Origin of the sequence: Pseudomonas sp. NPDC098740 (assembly GCF_044760065.1) — a bacterium.
In the GTDB taxonomy this organism is placed as follows: domain Bacteria; phylum Pseudomonadota; class Gammaproteobacteria; order Pseudomonadales; family Pseudomonadaceae; genus Aquipseudomonas; species Aquipseudomonas rossensis.
Genome location: NZ_JBIWAM010000008.1, coordinates 103,319 through 125,467, shown reverse-complemented (window position 1 = coordinate 125,467; position 22,149 = coordinate 103,319). Strand labels below are relative to the sequence as shown.

General features: G+C 59.7%; 16 protein-coding genes and 1 tRNA gene. 14 read left to right on the top strand and 3 right to left on the bottom strand.

Annotated features, from left to right (window positions below; genetic code table 11):
- The first annotated feature begins 209 nt into the window (after positions 1-209).
- From ACIQU2_RS12565 to ACIQU2_RS12520, 10 genes are all read left to right on the top strand, one after another.
- Positions 210-1,832 carry an acyl-CoA synthetase gene (locus tag ACIQU2_RS12565; protein WP_283180327.1) on the top strand — a complete coding sequence of 541 codons (1,623 nt, stop codon included), beginning with the start codon at positions 210-212 and terminating at the stop codon, positions 1,830-1,832.
- A 132-nt stretch (positions 1,833-1,964) separates the two neighbouring features.
- Positions 1,965-2,291 carry a DUF485 domain-containing protein gene (locus ACIQU2_RS12560; protein WP_347806256.1) on the top strand — a complete coding sequence of 109 codons (327 nt, stop codon included), beginning with the start codon at positions 1,965-1,967 and terminating at the stop codon, positions 2,289-2,291.
- A complete protein-coding gene (locus ACIQU2_RS12555) occupies positions 2,291-3,961 on the top strand; it encodes a cation acetate symporter (protein WP_403140973.1) in 1,671 nt (556 codons plus the stop codon). Before ACIQU2_RS12560 ends, ACIQU2_RS12555 begins: the two co-directional genes overlap by 1 nt.
- A 64-nt stretch (positions 3,962-4,025) precedes the next feature.
- Positions 4,026-5,798, top strand: a complete 1,773-nt coding sequence (locus ACIQU2_RS12550) for an acyl-CoA dehydrogenase C-terminal domain-containing protein (RefSeq protein ID WP_403140972.1) — start codon at positions 4,026-4,028, stop codon at positions 5,796-5,798.
- Between the two features lie 127 nt (positions 5,799-5,925).
- Entirely contained in the window at positions 5,926-7,194 is a 1,269-nt protein-coding gene (locus tag ACIQU2_RS12545) for an OprD family porin (RefSeq protein WP_403140970.1), read from the top strand.
- A 159-nt stretch (positions 7,195-7,353) separates the two neighbouring features.
- On the top strand, positions 7,354-7,896 hold the full coding sequence (gene phaR / locus ACIQU2_RS12540) for a polyhydroxyalkanoate synthesis repressor PhaR (RefSeq protein WP_403140967.1): 543 nt from the start codon (positions 7,354-7,356) through the stop codon (positions 7,894-7,896).
- Between the two features lie 332 nt (positions 7,897-8,228).
- Positions 8,229-9,089 (top strand): c-type cytochrome, encoded by an 861-nt coding sequence (locus tag ACIQU2_RS12535; protein ID WP_403140965.1) that lies wholly within the window; start codon positions 8,229-8,231, stop codon positions 9,087-9,089.
- Positions 9,090-9,104: 15 nt separating this feature from the next.
- The gene (locus tag ACIQU2_RS12530) at positions 9,105-10,475 is read left to right on the top strand and encodes a cbb3-type cytochrome c oxidase subunit I (protein WP_403140962.1); all 1,371 of its coding nucleotides are present in this window, start codon (positions 9,105-9,107) and stop codon (positions 10,473-10,475) included.
- Positions 10,475-11,290, top strand: a complete 816-nt coding sequence (locus ACIQU2_RS12525) for a CbbQ/NirQ/NorQ/GpvN family protein (protein ID WP_403140960.1) — start codon at positions 10,475-10,477, stop codon at positions 11,288-11,290. Before ACIQU2_RS12530 ends, ACIQU2_RS12525 begins: the two co-directional genes overlap by 1 nt.
- The gene (locus ACIQU2_RS12520; RefSeq protein ID WP_403140957.1) at positions 11,291-13,312 is read left to right on the top strand and encodes a nitric oxide reductase activation protein NorD; all 2,022 of its coding nucleotides are present in this window, start codon (positions 11,291-11,293) and stop codon (positions 13,310-13,312) included.
- 94 nt (positions 13,313-13,406) lie between these two features.
- On the opposite strand, the gene phaP is transcribed toward ACIQU2_RS12520, so the two are convergent.
- Entirely contained in the window at positions 13,407-13,976 is a 570-nt protein-coding gene (gene phaP / locus ACIQU2_RS12515; protein WP_347805056.1) for a TIGR01841 family phasin, read from the bottom strand.
- Positions 13,977-14,231: 255 nt separating this feature from the next.
- Here phaP and ACIQU2_RS12510 point away from each other — a divergent pair, with 255 nt between their 5' ends.
- Complete coding sequence (locus ACIQU2_RS12510; RefSeq protein WP_403140954.1) at positions 14,232-16,697, top strand: DUF3141 domain-containing protein; 2,466 nt, start codon at positions 14,232-14,234, stop codon at positions 16,695-16,697.
- 24 nt (positions 16,698-16,721) lie between these two features.
- Here ACIQU2_RS12510 and ACIQU2_RS12505 read toward each other — a convergent pair whose 3' ends face one another.
- Positions 16,722-17,759, bottom strand: coding sequence for an AraC family transcriptional regulator (locus ACIQU2_RS12505; RefSeq protein WP_403140953.1), 1,038 nt, complete (start codon positions 17,757-17,759; stop codon positions 16,722-16,724).
- A 494-nt stretch (positions 17,760-18,253) separates the two neighbouring features.
- Between ACIQU2_RS12505 and phbB the strand changes: the two genes are divergently transcribed.
- The 3 genes from phbB (at position 18,254) to phaC (ending at position 22,036) form a co-directional block, all read left to right on the top strand.
- The gene (gene phbB, locus ACIQU2_RS12500; RefSeq protein WP_403140950.1) at positions 18,254-19,000 is read left to right on the top strand and encodes an acetoacetyl-CoA reductase; all 747 of its coding nucleotides are present in this window, start codon (positions 18,254-18,256) and stop codon (positions 18,998-19,000) included.
- Between the two features lie 57 nt (positions 19,001-19,057).
- Positions 19,058-20,236 (top strand): acetyl-CoA C-acetyltransferase, encoded by a 1,179-nt coding sequence (locus tag ACIQU2_RS12495; protein ID WP_347805060.1) that lies wholly within the window; start codon positions 19,058-19,060, stop codon positions 20,234-20,236.
- Between the two features lie 96 nt (positions 20,237-20,332).
- Positions 20,333-22,036, top strand: a complete 1,704-nt coding sequence (phaC, locus tag ACIQU2_RS12490) for a class I poly(R)-hydroxyalkanoic acid synthase (protein WP_403140948.1) — start codon at positions 20,333-20,335, stop codon at positions 22,034-22,036.
- Between the two features lie 12 nt (positions 22,037-22,048).
- Here the strand turns inward: phaC and ACIQU2_RS12485 are convergent.
- Positions 22,049-22,144 (bottom strand) — tRNA-Sec (locus ACIQU2_RS12485).
- Positions 22,145-22,149 lie beyond the last annotated feature (5 nt).

The window sequence follows — 22,149 nt, the reverse complement described above, 5'->3', positions numbered from 1 at the left end:
AAGCCAAGGATATACCGGCCTTGGCGGTGTGGCTGTATTGATTTAGACCTGCCAGAATAAAATATAGTACATATCCTATATGACGTAGGTTGTACTTCCATATCAGTAGCTGAATGTTATATAAAGCAAGCCGGACATAAAAGATGCCCTCAGCGGCGACGCTGCAAGGTCATCTATAGAGCTAACAATCAGCCACCGAGTACCCGTACATGTCGATTTATGAACAAGGGCTAGGCCCTGCGGCTGTCAATCATATTGCCTTGTCTCCGCTCAGCTTCATCGAGCGCACCGCCAGCGTTTACCCCAACTACCCCGCCGTCATCCATGGTTCTATTCGCCGCACCTGGGCGCAGACCTACACCCGCTGTCGCCGTCTGGCTTCGGCGCTGGCCGGTCGCGGCATCGGCAAGAACGACACGGTGGCGGTAATGCTGCCCAACATTCCCGAGATGCTTGAAGTGCACTTCGGCGTGCCGATGATTGGCGCGGTGCTTAACCCGCTCAACGTGCGTCTGGATGCCGAAGCCATTGCCTTCATGCTGCAGCATGGCGAAGCCAAAGTGCTGATTACCGACCGCGAGTTCCATGATGTGATTCACGCGGCGATCGGCATGCTCGATCACCCGCCACTGGTCATCGACGTTAATGATCCGGAATACGGCGAAGGTCAGGCGGTCAGCGATCTGGACTACGAAGCGCTATTGGCCGAAGGCGATCCGGCCTTCGCCTGGCAGTGGCCGGCGAACGAATGGCAAGCCATCTCGCTGAATTACACCTCAGGCACCACCGGCAACCCCAAAGGCGTGGTTTACCACCATCGCGGTGCTTATCTGAACTCGTTGGGCAACCAGATGACCTGGGCCATGGGCAACCACCCGGTGTACCTCTGGACCCTGCCGATGTTCCATTGCAACGGTTGGTGCTACCCGTGGATCATCACCGCCATGGCCGGTGTGCATGTGTTCCTGCGCCGTGTCGATCCGCAGAAAATCCTCACGCTGATCCGCGAGCATCAGGTCACCCATCTGTGCGCCGCGCCGATCGTGCTCAATGCCTTGGTCAACATGCCGGAATCGGCTAAAGCGGCGATCGATCATCCGGTCAACGCCATGGTGGCCGGTGCCGCACCACCGGCCAAAGTGATCGGTGCCGTGGAAGAAATGGGCATCAAGGTCACCCATGTGTATGGCCTGACCGAAACCTATGGTCCGGTGACGCTCTGCGCCTGGCATGCCGAATGGGATGAGTTGCCGCTGGACGAACGGGCGCAAATCAAATCCCGTCAGGGCGTGCGCTACCCGACGCTCGAAGGCGTGATGGTTGGCGATTCGAAGACGCTGGAACCGACCCCGCGAGACGGTCAGACCATCGGTGAGATCTTCATGCGCGGCAACACCGTGATGAAGGGCTACCTGAAGAACCCAACCGCTACGGCTGAAGCGTTCGAAGGCGGCTGGTTCCACACCGGCGACCTGGCGGTGTGTCATCCGAACGGTTACGTCGAGATCAAGGACCGACTCAAGGACATCATCATTTCCGGCGGCGAGAACATTTCCACCATCGAACTGGAAGGTGTGCTCTATCGCCATCCAGCCGTCATGGAAGCGGCCGTCGTCGCCCGCCCTGATGAGAAGTGGGGCGAAACGCCCTGCGCCTTTATCACGTTGAAGGCTGATCACCAGGACGTTCGCGAGGCCGACATCATCAGTTTCTGCCGTGAACACCTGGCCGGTTTCAAAGTCCCGCGCACGGTGGTTTTCACCCTGCTGCCGAAGACTTCAACCGGCAAGATCCAGAAGTACGTTCTGCGCGACAGGGCCAAAGCGCTCTAACCGAATCGACGTTGTACCCGACAAGCGGCCGGTGTTTTTACCGGCCGCTTCGGGCTCGTGCAGGCCGGATTCGGCTCTGCCCTGCCCTTAAATACCCAAAGCATCGATAACAAAAACAAGGTGGAGCCACCCATGATCGACATCCATTCAACCGATACCCAACGCTGTGAACGCATTCGGTCCAACCCGAAATTCATTCAATTGGTGAGCAGCCGTTCGCGCCTGGCCTGGTCACTCAGTGCTGCGGTGCTGGGTACTTACTACGCGTTCATGCTGGTGGTGGCGTTTGCCCCGCAGTGGCTGCATGCGCCACTCGCCGAGCATCGGATGTTGACCCTGGGCATGCCGGTTGGCGCGGCGATCATCGTGTTTTCCTGGTTACTCACCGGTTGGTACGTCTACAGCGCCAACACGCGTTTCGATGCACTGGGCGCCGCCATTCTCGAGGAGAGCAAGTAATGAACCTGCTGCGTAAACTTCTCCTCGCCGCTGCCGGGCTCTTGGCGGCCTCCGTTGTACTGGCTGCACCCGCGCTGGGTGCGGTGGAAAAACAACCGCTCAACCTGCATGCGATCGGCATGTTCTTCGTCTTCGTGCTGGGCACGCTGGCCATCACCTGGTGGGCCGCGCGGCAAACCAAATCCACGTCGGACTTCTACACCGCGGGCGGTGGCATCACCGGGTTCCAGAACGGTCTGGCGATTGCCGGCGACTACATGTCCGCCGCCACGCTGCTGGGGCTGTCCAGCCTGGTGTTCGCCAAGGGCTACGACGGCTTCATCTATACCATCGGCTTCTTCGTCGGCTGGCCGATCATCACCTTCCTGATGGCCGAGCGCCTGCGCAATCTGGGGCGCTACACCTTTGCCGACATCGTGTCCTATCGACTGGACCAGAACAAAGTGCGGATCTTCGCCGCCTTCGGTTCGCTGACGGTGGTGTGCTGCTACCTGATCGTGCAGATGGTCGGTGCGGGTCAATTGATAAAATTGCTATTCGGTCTCGACTACCCGGTTGCGGTGGTGATCGTCGGCGCACTGATGCTGGTGTATGTGATTTTCGGCGGCATGATCGCCACCACCTGGGTGCAGATCATCAAGGCCGTGTTGCTGCTGGCTGGCGGCACGACCCTGGCGTTCATGGCCATGTCGCAGTTCGGCTTCAGCTACGAAACCCTGGCCAGCAAAGCCGTCGAAGCCCATGCCAGCGGCTGGAACATCATGGGCCCCGGCTCAATGCTCGCCGACCCGATCAACACTGCTTCGATGTCGCTGGGCCTGGTGTTCGGGATTGCCGGTCTGCCGCACATTCTGATGCGTTTCTTCACCGTGCCTAACGCCAAAGAGGCTCGCAAATCGGTGTTCTATGCCACCGGTTTCATCGGCTTCTTCTTCCTGGTGGTTTGCACCCTGGGCTTCGCCGCGATGGTGATCATCGGCACCGACCCGCAGTACTACGTCAATGGCAAAGTCGGCGGCGCCTTGATTGGCGGCGGCAACATGGTCGCCATGCACCTGGCCAAAGCGGTCGGTGGCAACCTGTTTTTCGGTTTCCTCGCAGCCGTCGCCTTCGCCACCATCCTCGCGGTGGTCTCCGGGTTGGCCCTGGCCGGTGCCTCGGCGATTTCCCATGACCTCTACGCCACGGTGTTCAAGAAGGGCAAAGCCAGCCAGAAACAGGAAATGCGCGTGACCCGCATGGCCACTGTCGGCCTTGGCATCATCGCGATTCTGCTGGGCATTCTGTTCGAGAAGATGAACGTCGCGTTCCTGGTGGGCCTGACCTTCGGCATCGCCGCATCGACCAACTTCCCGGTGCTGATCATGGCCATGTACTGGAAAGGCCTGACCACCAAAGGCGCGATCATCGGTGGTTTCGCCGGCCTGATCTGTGCGCTGGTGCTGGTGATCCTCTCGCCAGCGGTGTGGGTCACCGTGCTCGGCCATGCTCACGCGATCTTCCCGTACGACCACCCGGCGCTGTTCTCCATGCCGCTGGCGTTCTTCGTGATCGTCGTGGTGTCGAAACTCGACCGCAGCGTGCGGGCCGACAAAGAGCGTGACGCTTACGCCGACCAGTTCGTTCGCGCCCAGACCGGCCTCGGTGCCGCCAGCGCTTCCAGCCATTGATAGAAAGGGCACGGCCTGCTCAACCGGCGCCGTGCCCATCGCACAACCTTTTGAGGTTCACGTTATGCCCGAATTCAACGCCCCGCTGCGCGACATGCGCTTTGTGCTGCATGAAGTGTTCGACGCCCCGGCCCTGTGGGCACGCCTGCCAGCCCTGGCCGACAGTGTCGACGCCGCCACCGCTGACGCCATTCTTGAAGAGGCGGCCAAAGTCACCTCGCACCTGATTGCGCCGTTGAACCGCAGCGGCGACGAGGAAGGTGCCCAGTGGGTCGATGGCCAGGTCAGCACGCCAATCGGTTTCAAACAGGCTTATGCCACCTACATCGAAGGCGGCTGGGTGGGTCTTTCCGGTAACGCCGATTTCGGCGGCATGGGCATGCCAAAGATGCTCGCCGTGCAGTTCGAAGAAATGCTCTACGGCGCCAACTCAAGCTTTGCACTCTATTCAGCGTTGAGTTCCGGTGCCTGCCTGGCACTGGATGCCCACGCCAGCGACACCCTGAAAAACCTCTACCTGCCGCCGATGTACGAAGGCCGTTGGGCCGGTTCAATGTGCTTGACCGAAGCCCACGCCGGCACTGATCTGGGGATTATCCGCACCCGCGCCGAACCTCAGGCCGACGGCAGCTTCAGCATCACCGGCAGCAAGATCTTCATCACCGGTGGCGATCAGGACCTGACCGAAAACATTGTCCATCTGGTGCTGGCCAAACTGCCGGACGCACCGGCGGGACCGAAAGGCATCTCACTGTTCGTAGTGCCTAAAGTACTGGTCAATGCCGACGGCTCCCTCGGCGATGCCAACGCCGTGAGTTGCGGATCGATCGAACACAAGATGGGCATCAAGGCCTCGGCTACCTGCGTGATGAACTTCGACGGCGCCAGCGGCTGGCTGGTCGGCGAAGCCAACAAAGGCCTGGCGGCGATGTTCACCATGATGAACTACGAGCGCTTGTCCATCGGCATTCAGGGCATTGGCTGTGCCGAAGCGTCCTATCAGAGCGCCGTAGCCTATGCACGTGAACGTGTTCAGAGCCGCGCGCCGACCGGTGCCATTGCTCCGGACAAAGTGGCCGACCCGATCATCGTCCACCCCGATGTGCGCCGCATGCTGCTGAGCATGAAAGCCATGACCGAGGGCGGCCGTGCGTTCGCCAGTTATGTCGGGCAGCAACTGGACCTGGCGAAGTTTTCCGATGACGTCCAGGAACGGGACAACGCGCAAACACTGGTTGCGCTGCTGACGCCGGTGGCCAAGGCGTTTTTCACCGATACCGGCCTGGAAAGCTGCATCAACGGCCAGCAAGTGTTCGGCGGCCATGGCTACATCCGCGAGTGGGGCCAGGAACAATTGGTCCGTGACGTGCGCATCGCGCAGATCTACGAAGGCACCAACGGCATTCAGGCCCTGGACCTGCTCGGACGTAAAGTGCTCGCCGACAAGGGCTTCGCGCTGTGCCAGTTCACCGCTGAGATCCGTCATTTCGCCCATCAGCCTGACGCGCCCTACTCCGCTCAATTGTTCGATGCCGTGCAGCGTCTGGAGGACTTGAGCGACTGGCTGCTGGATCAGGCCGCGACCAATCGCAACGAAGTCGGCGCCGCGTCGGTGGAGTATTTGCACCTGTTCGGTTACGTCGCCTACGCCTGGCTTTGGGCGCGTATGGCACAGGTTGCCCAGCAAAAGCTGCACGAAGACGAAGGGTTTTATGGCGCGAAAATCGCCACCGCCGACTTCTATATCCACCGCTTGCTGCCGCGCATTTTGAGCCTGGAGCAATCCATCCGCGCGGGCAGTGCCTCGTTGTTTGGCCTGAGCGCAGAACAGTTCTAACGATTGAACCGCACGCGGCGCCACGCTCCTATCTTTCGGCGTTCGCGTTTTTTATCGATAAGCCCTCGCCCACCTGGCGAGGGCCGCGGGACCTGTCTTTCCATAATAAAAACAAAGGGGCTTCACCATGGACCGCAACACCCGCACCCTCGCTACCCGACTGTTGCTGGCCGGCGGCGTCATCAGCCTCTCGGCCCCCGCCGCTGCCGACTTTGTCAAAGACAGCAAGGCCAGCCTTGAGCTGCGCAACTTCTATTTCAACCGTGACTATCGCCAGGACAACGCCGCCCAATCCAAACAAGAGGAATGGGCCCAGGGTTTCCTGTTGCGCTATGAATCGGGATTCACCGAAGGTTTGATCGGTGTCGGTTTCGATGCCATTGGCCTGCTCGGCGTCAAGCTCGATTCCAGCCCCGATCGCGCGGGCTCCGGTCTGCTCAAACGCCATCGCGACACGAGCAAAGGTGCTCAGGACGAGTACGGTGAACTGGGCCTGACCGCCAAAGTGCGGGCCTCAAAAAGTACGCTGAAACTCGGCACGCTGCTGCCGAAACTGCCCACGTTATTGGCCAACGATTCACGGCTGTTGCCACAAACCTTCAAGGGCGGTCAGTTGACCTCGCTGGAAATCGAAGGCTTGACCGTGGATGCCGGGCGACTGACGCAGGTCAATCAGCGCGACTCCTCCGATTACGAGGACATGGGCATCACCCGGACCGGCGCCAAGGGCATCACCACACGTCATGTTGATAGCGACAGCTTCGATTTCGCCAGCCTGAACTACAAATGGACCAGCAACCTCGCCACCGGCTACAGCTACGGTCACCTCGACAACTTCTACAGCCAGCACCTGGTCAACCTGACCTATGTGTTGCCGGTGACGACGGGCCAGTCGCTGAAGACGGATCTGCGCTTCGCCCGCTCCACGGACGATGGTGGCAGTAATGTCGATAACAACGCCATTGGCGCGATGTTCACCTACAACCTTGGCGGGCATGCGGTGGGCCTGGGTTATCAAGGCATGAGCGGCGACACCGGCTACGCCTACGTCAACGGCACCGATGCCTTCCTGGTGAACTTCGTGCAGATCGGCGACTTCGCCAGCAAGGACGAAAAGTCCTGGCAGGCGCGCTACGACTACAACTTTGCGGCCATCGGCGTTCCGGGCCTGACCTTCATGACCCGCTACCTCACCGGCGACAATATCGATCTGGGCGGCAACCGCCCGGAAGGCAAGGAATGGGAACGTGATACCGACATCAGCTATGTCGTGCAGAGCGGGCCGTTGAAGAATGTCGGGGTGAAGTGGCGCAATGCGACGGTGCGCTCGACCAACTTCGGCAGCGACCTGGATGAAAACCGCCTGATCGTCAGCTACACCTTGCCGATCTGGTAAGTAGATCAAGAGATCGCAGCCTGCGGCAGCTCCTACGGGGTACGCATTCCTTCTGTAGGAGCTGCCGAAGGTTCGGGCCGCGTTCGGACGATCTTTTGATTCTGCCCTTAGCCCCTCCCTCCCAACACCAAACCGCTTCAGTGGCCAGAGTAGGTTAAGATGCCTGCAAACCAGGCCCGCCGCGAGACGCCCCGCATGACTGATACCACCCCCCGCCTGATCAAGAAGTACCCCAATCGCCGACTGTATGACACCCACACCAGCAGTCATTTGACGCTGGCGGACATACGCCAGTTGGTGGTCGACAAAATTGCCTTTCAGGTGGTCGATGCAAAGAGCGGCGAGGATCTGACCCGCAGCATTCTGCTGCAAGTGATTCTGGAAGCTGAAAGCGGCGGTGAACCCATCTTCACCAGCGAAATGCTGATGGGGATTATCCAGTTCTACGGCCCATATCAGGGCGTACTCGGCAGTTACCTGGACAAGAGCATTCAGACCGTGATCGACGTCCAGTCCCAGACCGGCGCGCAATCGTCCGAGGCCTGGAGCGACTTCATGCATCAGCAGGCGCCGGTGATGCAGGACCTGATGCGCCAATATGTCGACCAGTCGAAGGCGCTGTACCTGAACACCCAGAACCTTTTTGGCATGTTCGGCGGCAAGCCAGACGCTGATGGCGGAAAGAAAAAAGACGGTGAATGAAGTCCACCCGAGTCATTGACAGTCGCGCGACGTCTACTAGGCTCACAGTCATCCTGCCTCCCCCACTGAACCACGGCACTTAATCGCAAGGCTTGGTGAAGTCGTCAATCTTTAGCGCCTGTTCGCAGCTGTTCGAATGCAGACCTCAAGCAATCGTCAGCGCAACGGGCTAACGCTCTTTCCACCTGCACTTTCAGATTGGGAGGCAGTCGTGCAAAAAGTCTTGAAGCTCGTCAGCTATGCAGTGCTCGTGCTGATGGCCAGCGCGGTCGTCTATGCCGGAGTGATCGGCATCACCTATTGGACCGGTATCGGCGTATAGGGAGTTCGCAATGAACAAACGCCAGACACGCTCGTTCGCGCTGATATCGACGGCGATCGCCGCTGTGGTGTTTCTGGGCATGACCGTTGATAGTCACCGGCAGTTTCCCACACTGACCAACGCTCAACAGATCACGCCCCAGGTCACTCGCGGCAAGGATGTCTGGCATCAATACAATTGCATCAATTGCCATACCTTGTTCGGCGAGGGGGCTTATTACGCCCCGGACCTGACGAAAATCACCCAGCAACGCGGCGCCCCGTATCTCACTGCGTTCCTCAAAGACCCCTCAAAGTTCTATGACGAGAAACGCCATCGTCGTCTGATGCCGAACCTGAAACTCGGCGACGAGGAAATCGCCGATTTGATCGCCTTCCTCGACTGGGTGAGCAAGGTCGACAATCAAGGCTGGCCGCCGCGCCCTATTCTGGTAACCGGTGCGTCGATCCCCGGCATGGACCTCACCGTGGCCCAGCAGAATGCTACCGGCGGCGACCAACCACCCCCCGCCGCCCGCCCGGTGTCCGGCAAGGAAGACCCGATCGCCCTGGGCGAGGCACTGTTTCGAACAACCGCCACCCCGGTGTGCAGCGCTTGCCACTCGATTGCGCCGGGCGTCAACCTCGCAGGGCCATCACTGGCCGGGTTGGCCAGTCGGGCCAAGCAGGTCATCGCCTCGCCTGACTACAAGGGCAAGGCCAAGGACGCCGAAGGTTTCATCCGCGAATCCATCGTCACGCCGAGTGCCTACCTGTATCCGGGCGACATGTTTTCCGCCAACGGCATGTCCTTCATGCCGGACACCTTCGACAAATCGCTAACGCCCGAACAGATCGATCAACTGGTCGCCTATCTGGCGTCGTTCCAGTAACCGCAGGGGATGACCATGCGCTACAGATCTCAATCCGTCGCCTACTGGTATTTCGCCGTTGCCATGGTGCTGTTCGGCCTGCAACTGGTCTTCGGCCTGCTCTCGGCGGCGAAATACCTCGGGCCGGATCCGCTGCTGAACCTCTTGCCATTCGATGTCACCAAGTCCATTCACACCAATCTGTTGATCGTCTGGGTGCTGACCGGGTTCATGGGCGCGACTTACTGGATGGTGCCAGATGAATCCCGTGGCGAGTTGCACAGCACCAAATTGGCCTACATTCAGCTCGGGTTGTGGACGGCCATGGGTGTCACCGCCGTTCTTGGCTACCTGTTCGGTTATGGCACCGGGAACAAGCTGCTCGAACAGCCGCTGCCCCACAAGATCGTGATCGTGATTTGCATGCTGATGTTCCTCTACAACATCGGCATGACGATCAAGAAGGCCGGGCGTTTCACCGCCACCGAGGGCGTCCTGCTGCTGGGCCTGGCCAGCGCCGCCGTGCTCTTTCTGCCAGCGCTGCTGCATTATGAAAATTACGTGGTGTCGATCTATTACCGCTGGTGGACCATCCACCTGTGGGTCGAGGGTGTCTGGGAGATGATCCAGGGCGGCTTTCTTGCCTATCTGCTGATCCGGCTGTCCGGTGCTGACCGCGAGGTGATGGAGAAGTGGCTGTACGTCATCGTCGGCCTGGTGTTCATTGCCGGCATTCTGGGCACCGCACACCATTATTACTGGATCGGCGTTCCTCATTACTGGCTGCCACTGGGCGGTTTTTTCAGCGCACTTGAGCCGATGGCGCTGATCGGCATGGCGATCTATGCCTACAACGCGATGCGCCGCTCCGGCCTCTCTCACCCCAACAAACTGGCCTTGCACTGGACCTTGGGCAGTGCGGTGTTCACCATGTTCGGCGCCGGTCTGCTGGGGTTGGCTCACACTTTCCCCGACGTCAACAAGTGGACCCACGGCACCCTGATTACCGCCATGCATGGCCACGCGGCCTTCTATGGTGCCTACGCCATGATTGTCCTGGCGATGATCACCTATGCGCTGCCCGGCATGACCCGTCGTCCGGTGGAAGAAAGCAGTATCGGTTACTGGGCGTTCTGGCTGCAGTTGGGGGGAATGTTCGGCATGACCCTGTCATTTGCCACGGCGGGCATTGGGCAGGTGTACCTGGAGCGCATTCTCGGCCTGGGCTATCTGGACGTGCAGCTGAAAATTCAGGTGCACTTCCTGATGCTGGTGGCGACGGCGTCGATGTTCAGCCTGGGTGCCGGATTGTTCATCTTCGAATTTTTCCGCCATGCGCCGGACTTCAATGTCGATGAAGCCGATCCGGTCCTGGCCACACCTCAAGCCTCAGGCGCGGCGTTGTAATGGAACGTTCGCTGATGCACACCGAGCCCGCGGCGCTGCAAGCTGAACCCTATTACCAGCCCAGCGGCGACGAGGTGGCGATTTTCGAGCAATGCCATGCGCAGCAACTGGCCGTCATGCTCAAAGGCCCCACCGGTTGTGGCAAGACCCGTTTTGTCGAACACATGGCCTGGCGTCTCAAGCGCCCGTTGATCACCATTTCCTGCCATGACGATCTGAGTGCCAGCGACCTGGTTGGGCGTTTCCTGATCGGTCACCAGGGCACCCATTGGACGGAAGGCCCGCTGACCCGAGCCGTGCGCGAAGGCGCTATCTGTTACCTGGACGAAGTGGTCGAAGCGCGGCAAGACACGATTGTCGTCACGCACCCGCTGACCGACCACCGACGGATTCTGCCTCTGGACAAAATCGGCGAGATCCTCGAAGCCTCACCACACTTTCAGCTGGTGGTGTCCTACAACCCCGGATACCAACGAATACTCAAGGATTTGAAACCAAGTACCCGGCAGCGCTTTGTGGCGCTGGATTTTGACTTCCCGCCGGCCGAGCGCGAAATCGCCATCGTCATCCATGAGGGTGGAACCGACTACGCCACCGCCCACGCCCTGGTCACCCTCGCCCAGCGGCTACGCGCCTTGCAAGACCGGGGCCTGGCGGAAGTCCCCAGTACCCGTCTGCTGATTGCCACGGCACGGCTGATTTCCCGCGGCATTGCTGCGCCCACCGCGTGCCGGGTCGCTTTGATCTCGCCACTGTCCGATGACGCGGTGCTGGTCGCTGCCATGCGCGATCTCGTCGACCTGACGTTTATCTAGATGGCTGAAGCCGAAGACCTCATCACCGACGTCGCACGCCACGCTACGGTGTATGCGCAGGCGTTGTGGCGCCGTCACCGGGCACCCTCGGACACCGCAAAAGTCGTCACCCTCGGGGATGTCGCACAACACCTCGATTTACTGATCAAGGCGGTGTTCAACACCCACTATTCGCTGCGCGTTGCGCAACCACCCTCGCCCCCCACGTTCCTGAAAAAGCTTTTGCTGCGTCACGAAAAGCCGTGTCGGCAAAACGCCGTCCCGGCGACCGATGGCGTGACTATATGGCTGCCGGAGGACTTGGGCAGCCACGAGGGTCCGCTCACGCTGCAACGCTATAAAACCCTGGCCTTGCAACAGGCGATGCGTGCCCGACGATGCAGTGCCAGCGCCCTGTCAGCCCTCGACAACCCGATGCAGCGCAGCGTCTATCTGCTTTTAGAAGCCTGGGCCGCCGATACGGATTTAGTGCGACTGTTGCCGGGGCTGGCGCCATCGATCCATGGCTTGCGCCAACATGCCCTGGCGACCCGCCCGCCGCTTCACGCCTTTCCAAACCCGCGACACCCCCTGGAAAATTTTCTTCGTTTACTGCTGCGCAGCGAATGCGGCAAGCCTCTGGAAGGGCTGGAGATACCCGCCAAAACAGCCGACTCGGTACAACAGTCAGAAACCCTTGCGCAACGTTTCCTGTCCATCGACGAACCGCACAGGCTGGGCGCTCATCTGTTGCTGCTCGATGCCTGGACCGGCGACCTGCGCGAGCCGTCGGTGGGTTTGAAGGTGCAGCCCTTGCCCGACGAAATCGACACCGCCGATACCCTGCCCCGCAGCGCCCGCCTCGCACGTCAGCCCACTGTGCGCGAAGCCTGTGCCGACGAGGACGACGATCAGGAACAAGGCCTGTGGATGGTGCAGCCCGCCGAACCGCTGGAAAAGGCCGAAGACCCCATGGGGATGCAGCGCCCTGCCGACCGGGATACCGACACACCGGCAGCTGATTTTGCCGAGTCATTGGCCGAACTCAACGAAGCCCGACTGGTGGTCACGGCAGGTCGGCCGAAAGAAGTGCTGCTGTCCGACGACCCGCCACAAACCCGCGCTCAGCACGGTGCACAGGATCTCGCCAACAACGCAATCAGCTACCCCGAGTGGGATTACCGCCGCCAGGCCTACCGTGATCCGGGTGCGACGCTGCAACTGTGTCCCGCCCTGGAAGGCCCGCAGCAGTGGGTCGAGCGAACCCTCGACACTCACCGTCCGGTGCTCGATGCCATCCGCCGGCAATTCGAAAGTCTGCGGGCCCAACGCGTCAGGCTGCGCAAACAATGGGAGGGCGACGACATCGATCTGGAGGCGTATATCGACGGTTGCGCCGAGGCCCGCGCTGGGCTGAGCATGCCGCAGGCGCTGTATCAGACCCAGCGCCGTGGCCGGCGTGACATGGCGATCATGTTGCTGATCGACGTCAGCGGCTCCACCGACAGCTGGCTGTCCTGCCATCGCCGGGTCATTGATGTCGAGCGCGAGGCGTTGCTGCTGGTCTGTCTGGCGCTGGAGAGTCTGGGCGAGCCTTATAGCGTGCTGGCGTTTTCCGGCGAAGGGCCGCAGCGGGTCACGATCCGCACCCTGAAAGCATTCGATGAGCGCTACAGCGATGAAGTCGGTCGGCGCATTGCCGCCCTCGAACCGGAACGCTATACCCGGGCCGGCGCCGCCCTGCGCCACGCCAGCACATTGCTGATGCGCGAAGCCGCCACGCACCGTCTCTTGTTACTGCTCTCCGACGGCAAGCCGAACGATGTTGACCAGTACGAAGGCCGCTATGGTGTGGAAGACATGCGTCAAGCTGTGACCGAAGCCAAACTTCAAGGCATCTATCCCTTCTGTTTGACCATCGACCGCCAGGCGGCAAATTACCTGCCGGCGGTATTCGGATCGCGGCAATACGCCATGCTGCACAGACCAGAACTGTTGCCCGGTGTCCTGCTGGACTGGATCAGACGACTGGTATCAGCGTGAACCAGAGCCGCCCCCCGCCAAGGTTTTTCGCGCACACAAAAAATGGCGATGGGGAATGATCCCATCGCCATTGGTGCCGCTTGCTTGACGTGACTTATTTGTTACCGCTGGTAGCCTTGGCGCTTGCTTCTGGGGCAGCTTTAGTGGCCGCGGCAGTCGCTGCGTCGAAATTACTCTGAGCCACATCGGCAGCCTGTTTTACGGCTTTTTGTGCGCTTTCGAACACAGTACCGGCATTCGCCAGGCTCGACTTGAACGCTGCCACAACAGGCTCGGAGCCGGCCGGTGCATTCTTGCTGATCGCTTCAACGAACTCTTGCACCTGTTGGGTGCCCGCTTCGACCTGACTCGAGGTCAGTTTGGCGATGTCCGACTGAGTACCCACGATCAGCGCTTGAACCTGACGGTTGAACTCGGCCAGACGTTCGGTCTGCGCGCTCGGCTGAGTGAAAGAAGCCTGCAGCTCAGCGAAACCTTGTGGATCACGGACGGCCAGCAGCTTGCGAACACCTTCGAAGTGCTCTTCGGTGGAGTCGCGCAGTGCCTTGAACTGCAACTGGCTGAGCTGTTCAACGCTGGCGAAGACTTTGCCGCTGATTTGCTGCAAAAGATCGAGGTTGGCTTTCTGAGCGGTTTGCAGTTTTTCCGAATTGAAAAAAGACATGCTTGAATCTCCTGGTACTGGAAGGCCCTGATGGACCTGAGGACGCGATAGCGATCCGGCCAGTCATCGCGTTAGCCTTGATATTGCAGTGCACAAAACCATTTGGCAATGTCTATTTTTGTGCGCTGCAAAATAAACTTTGCTCATGCCCTCCCTATTCGCTATAAACTCCAGACTGTCGAACGGCCAGCCTAGCCCTCTTTAGCTAAAGGGTTCAGATGCGCAGGTTCCCATGCATGGCGTCAGGAGATCACGATGGCTCAGAAATTAAATATTGCGGTGCAAGATGAAGAGCTTTCCGAACCTGTAGGCTTGTTCGAACACCTGAATCATCTGCAACGCCTCAATACCCGTAACGTCCTCGACGCCGTGCAGAAGCGCCAGGCAAAAACCTTCGCGCCTTTAAGCCTTGGGCAACTCCGACAGCCAACGCCTGCTGAGTGGCAGGAATACTTCACGGACCTCGGCCAACGCAGCGTGTTGTTCTGGGATACCTTGCGTCAGCGCGGCGATAACACCCTGGCCCACGAACGCGCCGGGTATCCGCTGCTGCTCAAGTTCCATCATGAAACGCTGGTCGCCGGTGAAGACCTGCCCCGCCCGGTCAATTACTCGCTGTTGCAAATCCTTGGCGGTCCAGGACAACAGATCGACAGCAAAAAACAGCCGGTGATCATCATTGACCCACGCGGCGGTCACGGCTCGGGGATCGGCGGTTTCAAACAGGATTCGGTCATCGGCGAAAGCTTGAGAGCCGGCCACCCCACCTACTTCGTTTCCTTCAGTCACTCGCCCCGCCCAGGGCAAACCCTTGCCGATATCACAGAAGCTCAGGCGCGGTTCATCGAAGTCGTCAGCGCCCGACATCCCGACAGCACCAAACCCGTGGTAATCGGCAACTGCCAGGCGGGCTGGGCGTTAATGGGCCTCGCGGCCACCCGTCCGGAATTGCCGGGGCTGATCATCGTCAACGGTGCGCCGTTGTCGTACTGGGCCGGCGTCAACGGGCGCAATCCGATGCGCTACACCGGCGGTTTGCTGGGTGGTGGCTGGATGGCGCGCCTCGGCAGCGACCTCGGCAATGACCGTTTCGACGGCACCTGGCTGGTCAGCAATTTCGAAAGCCTGGACCCGGCCAACACCTATTGGGGCAAGTACTACCACCTGTTCAGTGAAGTCGACAGTGAGGCCGCACGTTTTCTGGATTTCGAACGCTGGTGGGGCAGCCCGACCCTGCTCAACGGCGAAGAGATCGAGATGATTGTCGATGACCTGTTCATCGGCAATCGGCTGTCCGGTGGCCTCGGTCGCAAGAGCAGCGGGCTTGACCTCAAGCTGATCGAAGTGCCGGTGGTGGTGTTCTGCTCGTATGGCGACAACATCACCTCCCCGCAGCAGGCACTGGACTGGATCACCGACGTCTATCCCAGCGATCTCGCGTTGCAAAATGCCGGACGCACCATCGTTTACCTGCGACACGCGAGCATCGGTCACCTGGGCATCTTCGTGTCCGGTGAAGTGGCGCGGCGTGAGCACCGTGAGTTGCTCGGTGCGGTCGATGCGATCAATGCGCTGTCAGCCGGGCTGTATGAAATGCTGATCGAAGACCTGCCGGAGAATTCGGCGACGCCATATGCCGTGCGTTTCGAACGCCGGCGTATCGCCGACATCCATGGCCAGGTGCAGCCGCCCCGTGATGACGATCGCGAATTTGCGCTGGTCCAGCGCGCGTCCGATATCAACAACAGTGTGTACGACGAATTCATACGCCCGTGGTTGCGCCAGCTGATCAACGAACCGAGCGCCGAAATGCTGCGCCGGGCGCACCCTTTCCATCAGCAGCAAGTGGCCTGGAGCAGTTCCAACCCGGCGCTGTGGTGGCTGGCAGGCAGTGCCGCCCAAGTGAGCAAGGATCGTCACCCCGCCAGCCAGAACAACCCGTTGCTGGTCTGGCAGGAACTGTTTTCCAACCAGGTGCAGGACACCTTGAACGGCTATCGGGATCTGCGTGATGCGGCTCAGGAAATGTGTTTCTACGGCGTGTATGGCGTACTCAACAGCCTCACCGGCAATGCACCCGGGCGAAATTTGCAGGAACATGCCGAGCAGCACGACAAGGTTTTGATCGAGCGCTTGCAGGATGCCCTGCCCCTTGGCGGCCTGATGGAAGCCTTGATACGGATCCTGTTCCTGCTGGGCCGCGACAGCGACGAGCCGGGCAAGGAAAGCGTCGAAAAATTGATCCTGCAACTGCAGGTGCTGCTCCAGGACTACAGTGCCGAGCCGCTTGATCTGCGCGAAACCCTGCGCCTGCAAAAACTGCTGGTCGCTACCCATCCGCAAGAAAGCCTGCACAGCCTGCCCTTGATGCTTCCCGAGGTCGAAGAACGCCAGCAAGTGCTCGCGGCCGTCGCCAATTTGCTGCCGGAACTGCTGACCAGCGGCGCAGGCAACCCATTCTGGTGTGAACTGCACACGCTGCTCGACGTTCCCTTGCCAGATTTCAGCCTGACCCAACCACCCGGTGAGGCCGATGCCATCGAGGAGAAAATCCCGACGGCAACCCCAGAGCCGATCAAGCAGAAAACCCCAGCGGTAATCCCTAAGCCGATCAAGCAGAAAATACCCGCAGCGACCCCTGACCTCATCGCCAAGGTTGCGAGTCCAGCGGGCAAACCTGCCAAGGGCAAGAAAGGCGTAAAAAAACCTCCGGCGAAATAACGTTTAACGGTGAGGAGAACCGCGTCACACGGGCGCGGCTCCCTCGATTTCAAACGATTCATCGGCCCGATACTGACCGGGTGTCATGCCAAACCAGCGGCTGCACGCTTTGTTGAAGCTGCTGTGGTCATGAAAACCAAGGAGATACGCGACATGCTTCATGTTGAAGCGAGAATTGCGCAAGTAGAATTCGGCCAATTGCCGGCGCACGGCATTCTGCACGTCCTTGAATTGCGTCCCGTCTTTTTCCAGGGTGCGTTGTAGCGTTCGCTTGCTGATGTTCAATGCGGCCGCGATCGACTCCATATCGCACGGCCCCTGGCCCTGACTCAAGCGCTTGGTAATGAGTGCCCGAATTCTGCCGACGATGGTGAAGCCATGCAGCGAAACCAATCGAGCTTCGGCAAAACTGTCATGCAGTACCGCCAGTTCTTCGTTAGCCATGCTCAGCGGACGCAGAAGCTCCTGCCCGTCAAACAGGATGCTGTCATAGGCAGCCCCAAAATGCAGGTCGCAGCCAAACAGTCTTTGATGCTCGGACGTGTCTTCAGGTTCGGGATAGGCGAACTCCACACTCAGCGGTCGCGGTAAGTTGCCTCCCGCCAGCCAACGGCAAAAACCCAGCAATGAAGCCATGCCTGCATCCGAGTACTGCCGGGGTTTGACCGACCCCTTTTGCTGATGATCAAGCGCCGCCAGCCGATGATGCTGTTGCTCCGGCAAAAAGAAGAGGCTGAATCCGGTACTGATCAAAGGGCTGAAACGTACCAGACGTTCAAGTGCTTTTTTCAGATTCAAACTGGACATCATGGTGTAGCCGACGATCTGAAGGTTACCGGGATGGAAGTTTCCATAGGCCTTCAAACCGATGTCTGGATCGCCAGCGGCCTGGGCTCCCAGTTCCCATAGCCGATAAATAGCCCTTCGTTCGCAGTACGCTCCCGGGTTGTTAACGGACTCCATGTCCATCCCAGCCTCCCGACACAGACTGGCAACATCCAGTCCTTGAGCCAAGAGCGTATTTACCAGCACGCTGGCATAGCCTGAACTCATTCTATACATGGCGTCCTCAATGACCTGTGGAACCGAACATCCTGTCCGGAGCCATAACTGATCTGCATGAAAATCAAATTCTAACGGGTAGTTCAGTTGCCAATATTGATCCCAGTATAGGTAATCCTCACTTTTAGCCACTGTTTCAGGCTAAATCGTCGCCCTGTAGCAGCTGCCGAGCCCGCGAGGCTGTGTTCGAGTCGGGGTCGCGCTCGACCGAAGTCCTCGCAAATCCTGCGTACGCGGTTTGGCTGAAAGACCACGGTGTCCGGTTTTACGACTGCTTCGTCCGAACGCGGCCCGAGCCGAACGCAGCCTCGCAGGCTCGGCAGCTGCTACAAGAGCGTTTCGAGGCGACGACAGAAGTAGCGCACAGTTCAATTTCATTTCGTGCATGGCACCGTTGGACACCAGACAGTCACCTCTCAACACTTCCGCACACCCCGCCAATACCGAACAATCCACCCATCTTGCAGCGCAAAACACAAAAAGGAAGAGAGTGTATGAAGTCGCTTAGTCGTATTGCGTTGGTCACGGGTGGTATGGGTGGGATTGGCACTGCGATAAGCCAGCGCCTGTACAAGGAAGGATTCAAGGTCATCGTGGGCTGCAGCTCAGATTCCTCCCGCAAGAAAGAATGGATGGCGAGCCAACTGGAGGCGGGTTATCAATTCGAATGTATCTACGGCGACATCACCGATTGGGAATCAACGCGCAAAGCGTTCGAGATGGCTCGCGAGCAGTACGGCCCGATCGATGTATTGGTCAACAACGCCGGCATCACACGTGATGCTTCCTTTCGCAAACTGACGCCCGAAGACTGGAACGCGGTCATCGGCACCAACCTGAGCGGCCTGTTCAACACCACCAAACAGGTGATTGAAGGGATGCTGGCCAAGGGTTGGGGACGGGTCATCAACATCTCCTCAATCAACGGTCAGCGCGGCCAGTTCGGCCAGACCAACTACAGCGCGGCCAAAGCCGGCATCCATGGCTTCACCATGGCACTGGCCCGGGAAGTGTCCGGCAAGGGCGTGACCGTCAACACCGTCTCCCCAGGTTACATCCAGACCAGCATGACAGCGGCCATCCGTCCGGACATTCTCGACACCATGATCGCGGCCACACCGGTCGGGCGTCTCGGCCAACCTGAAGAAATCGCTTCCATCGTGGCCTGGCTGGCTTCCGATGAATCGGCCTATAGCACCGGGGCCGACTTCTCGGTCAACGGCGGCATGAACATGCAGTAGACCTGTCAGGGCATGGATGCCCTGCTTCCGCTCGACAAAATCTTAATGAGGTCACGCATGAACGAAGTCGTAATCGTTGCCGCTACTCGTACCGCCATTGGCAGTTTTCAAGGTGCCTTGTCCGCGATTCCAGCCACCGAGCTGGGCGCGGCGGTCATTCGCCGTTTGCTGGAAGAGACCGGTCTGGACGGCTCGCAGATCGATGAAGTGATCCTCGGCCAGGTACTCACCGCGGGCTCGGGGCAAAACCCGGCACGCCAGACGGCAATCAAGGCCGGCCTGCCCCATACCACCCCTGCCCTGACCCTGAACAAGGTCTGCGGCTCAGGCCTCAAAGCTGTCCAGCTGGCGGTCCAGGCCATCCGTTGCGGCGACGCCGAACTGATCATTGCCGGCGGTCAGGAAAACATGAGCCTGGCGCCGTACGTGTTGCCCAAGGCCCGCACCGGTTTGCGTCTGGGTCATGCGCAACTGCAAGACAGCGTGATTCAGGACGGTTTGTGGGACGCCTTCAACGACTACCACATGGGCATCACCGCCGAGAACCTGGCGCAGAAGTACGAGCTCAGTCGCGAAGACCAGGACGCTTTCGCCGCGGCCTCGCAACAGAAAGCCGCTGCTGCCATCGAAGCCGGTTACTTCAAGCGTGAAATCACCCCGATCCTGATCCCTCAGCGCAAAGGTGAGCCGCTGGTCTTCGACACCGATGAACAGCCGCGTCCGGACAGCACGCTGCAAGCGCTGGGCAACCTCAAACCCGCGTTCCAGAAAAACGGCAGCGTGACCGCCGGTAACTCGTCGACCCTCAACGACGGCGCCGCCGTGCTGTTGCTGGCTAGCGCTGCCAAAGCCCTGGCGCTCGGCTTGCCGGTTCTGGCCCGCATCAAGGCCTACGCCAGCGCTGGCGTCGACCCGTCGATCATGGGCATCGGCCCAGTGCCAGCCACTCGTCTGGCATTGACCAAAGCCGGCTGGACCCTGGATGACCTCGACCTGATCGAAGCCAATGAAGCGTTCGCCGCGCAGTCACTGGCCGTCGGCAAGGAACTGGGTTGGGACACCAGCAAAGTCAACGTCAATGGCGGCGCGATTGCCCTGGGTCATCCGATCGGTGCTTCGGGTGCGCGGATTCTGGTGTCGCTGTTGCATGAGCTGATTCGTCGCGACGGCAAAAAAGGCTTGGCTACGTTGTGCATCGGTGGCGGCCAGGGCGTCAGTCTGGTCATCGAGCGCTAGAAACACAGGAGTGTTTGCTTAAGTTGCTGACGCGGCGCCGAAGTCCGGCGCCGCGGTTTTTTTCTACCCGGTTTACTGATGTGGGCAAGGAGCTCCATGGACAATAACGCGCATACCTTCAACACCTTCTGGTCAGGCCAGGTTCCGTTCATTGCCTCCTTTGCAGTGCAACAATTACGTCTCTGGGTCAGTAGCAATCCGTGGTTTACCGGTCAGGAATACAACGAGTGGTTTGACCTGCCGCGCGGCACCCTGGACAGCCTTCAATCGGATTACCAACAGCAATGGGGCGAACTCGGCCAGCGTCTGCTGACCGGTCAGCCATTCAGCTTCGACGATCGCCGTTTTGCCAGCGGCAACTGGAGCCAGCCACTGTTCGGCTCCCTCGCCGCCTTTTATCTGCTCAACGCAGGGTTTCTGCTGAAGCTGCTGGACACGTTAGCGATCCCGGACAAAAAGCCGCGCCAGCGCCTGCTCTATCTGGTGGAACAGGCCATCGCCGCCGGCGCGCCCAGCAACTTTCTGGCCAGTAATCCCGATGCGCTGCAACGGGTCGTCGATACCCAGGGAAGCAGCCTCCTCACCGGCCTGTTGCACCTGGCCAGCGACCTGCAAGAAGGCAAGATGCGCCAGTGCGACGCCGGCGCCTTCAAAGTCGGTGTCGACCTCGCCAACACCCCCGGCGAAGTGGTCTTCGAGAACGAACTCTTCCAACTGATTCAGTATTACCCGCAAAGCGAAACCCAGTACCGGCGCCCGGTGTTTGTCGTGCCGCCGTCAATCAACAAGTACTACATTCTCGACCTGCGCCCGGACAACTCGATGGTTGGCCATCTGTTGAAACAAGGGCACCCGGTGTTTCTGATGTCGTGGCGCAACTTCGACCAGGAACACGCTGGCACCACCTGGGATGACTTGATCGAAACCGGCATCATCAAAGGCCTGCAAGTGACCCGTGAAATCAGCGGCGAGCAACGCCCCAATTGCGTCGGCTTCTGCATCGGCGGCACCTTGTTGAGCTCGGCGCTGGCCGTCCTGGCGGTGCGCGGCGACCGCGAGATTGGCAGTGTGAGCCTGTTGACCACCTTCCTCGACTACCTCGATACCGGCCCCATCGACATCTTCGTCGACGAACAATTGGTGGCCTACCGCGAGCGCACCATCGGCGGCCTGGAGGGCCCCATCGGCCTGTTCAAGGGCGAGGACATGGGTAACACCTTCTCGCTGCTGCGCCCCAACGACTTGTGGTGGAACTACAACGTCGACAAATACCTCAAGGGCCAGAAACCGATCCCCCTTGACCTGCTGTTCTGGAACAACGACAGCACCAACCTCCCGGGCCCGATGTATTGCTGGTATCTGCGCCACACCTATCTGCAGAACGACCTCAAATCCGGTGAGCTGGACTGTTGCGGAGTCAAGCTGGACCTGCGCGCCATCGAGGCTCCGGCGTACATCCTCGCCACCCATGACGATCACATCGTGCCGTGGAGAAGCGCTTACGCCAGCACCGAGTTGCTCTCCGGGACCAAGCGTTTTGTGCTGGGCGCTTCGGGGCACATCGCCGGGGTGATCAACCCGCCGGCCAAGGAAAAACGCCACTACTGGACCAACAACCGGGTCACCAAGAACCCGGAAACCTGGTTCAAGAACGCCCAGCAACATTCCGGTAGCTGGTGGAATAACTGGTTCGTCTGGCTGGCTGAACAGTCTGGCGAACGCCAGCCCTCGGTGCTGCATACCGGTAACGCGCAATACCCGGCGATTGAGTCGGCACCGGGGCGTTATGTGATGCAGTGACACGCGGGAAAATGGCGGAAGGCAGCCGGAGTCGAACCTGCCCGGGAACGGATGCCGTCCCCAACCGGGTTTGAAGCCCGGCCGCGCCACCGGGCGCGATTGCCTTCCTTGAA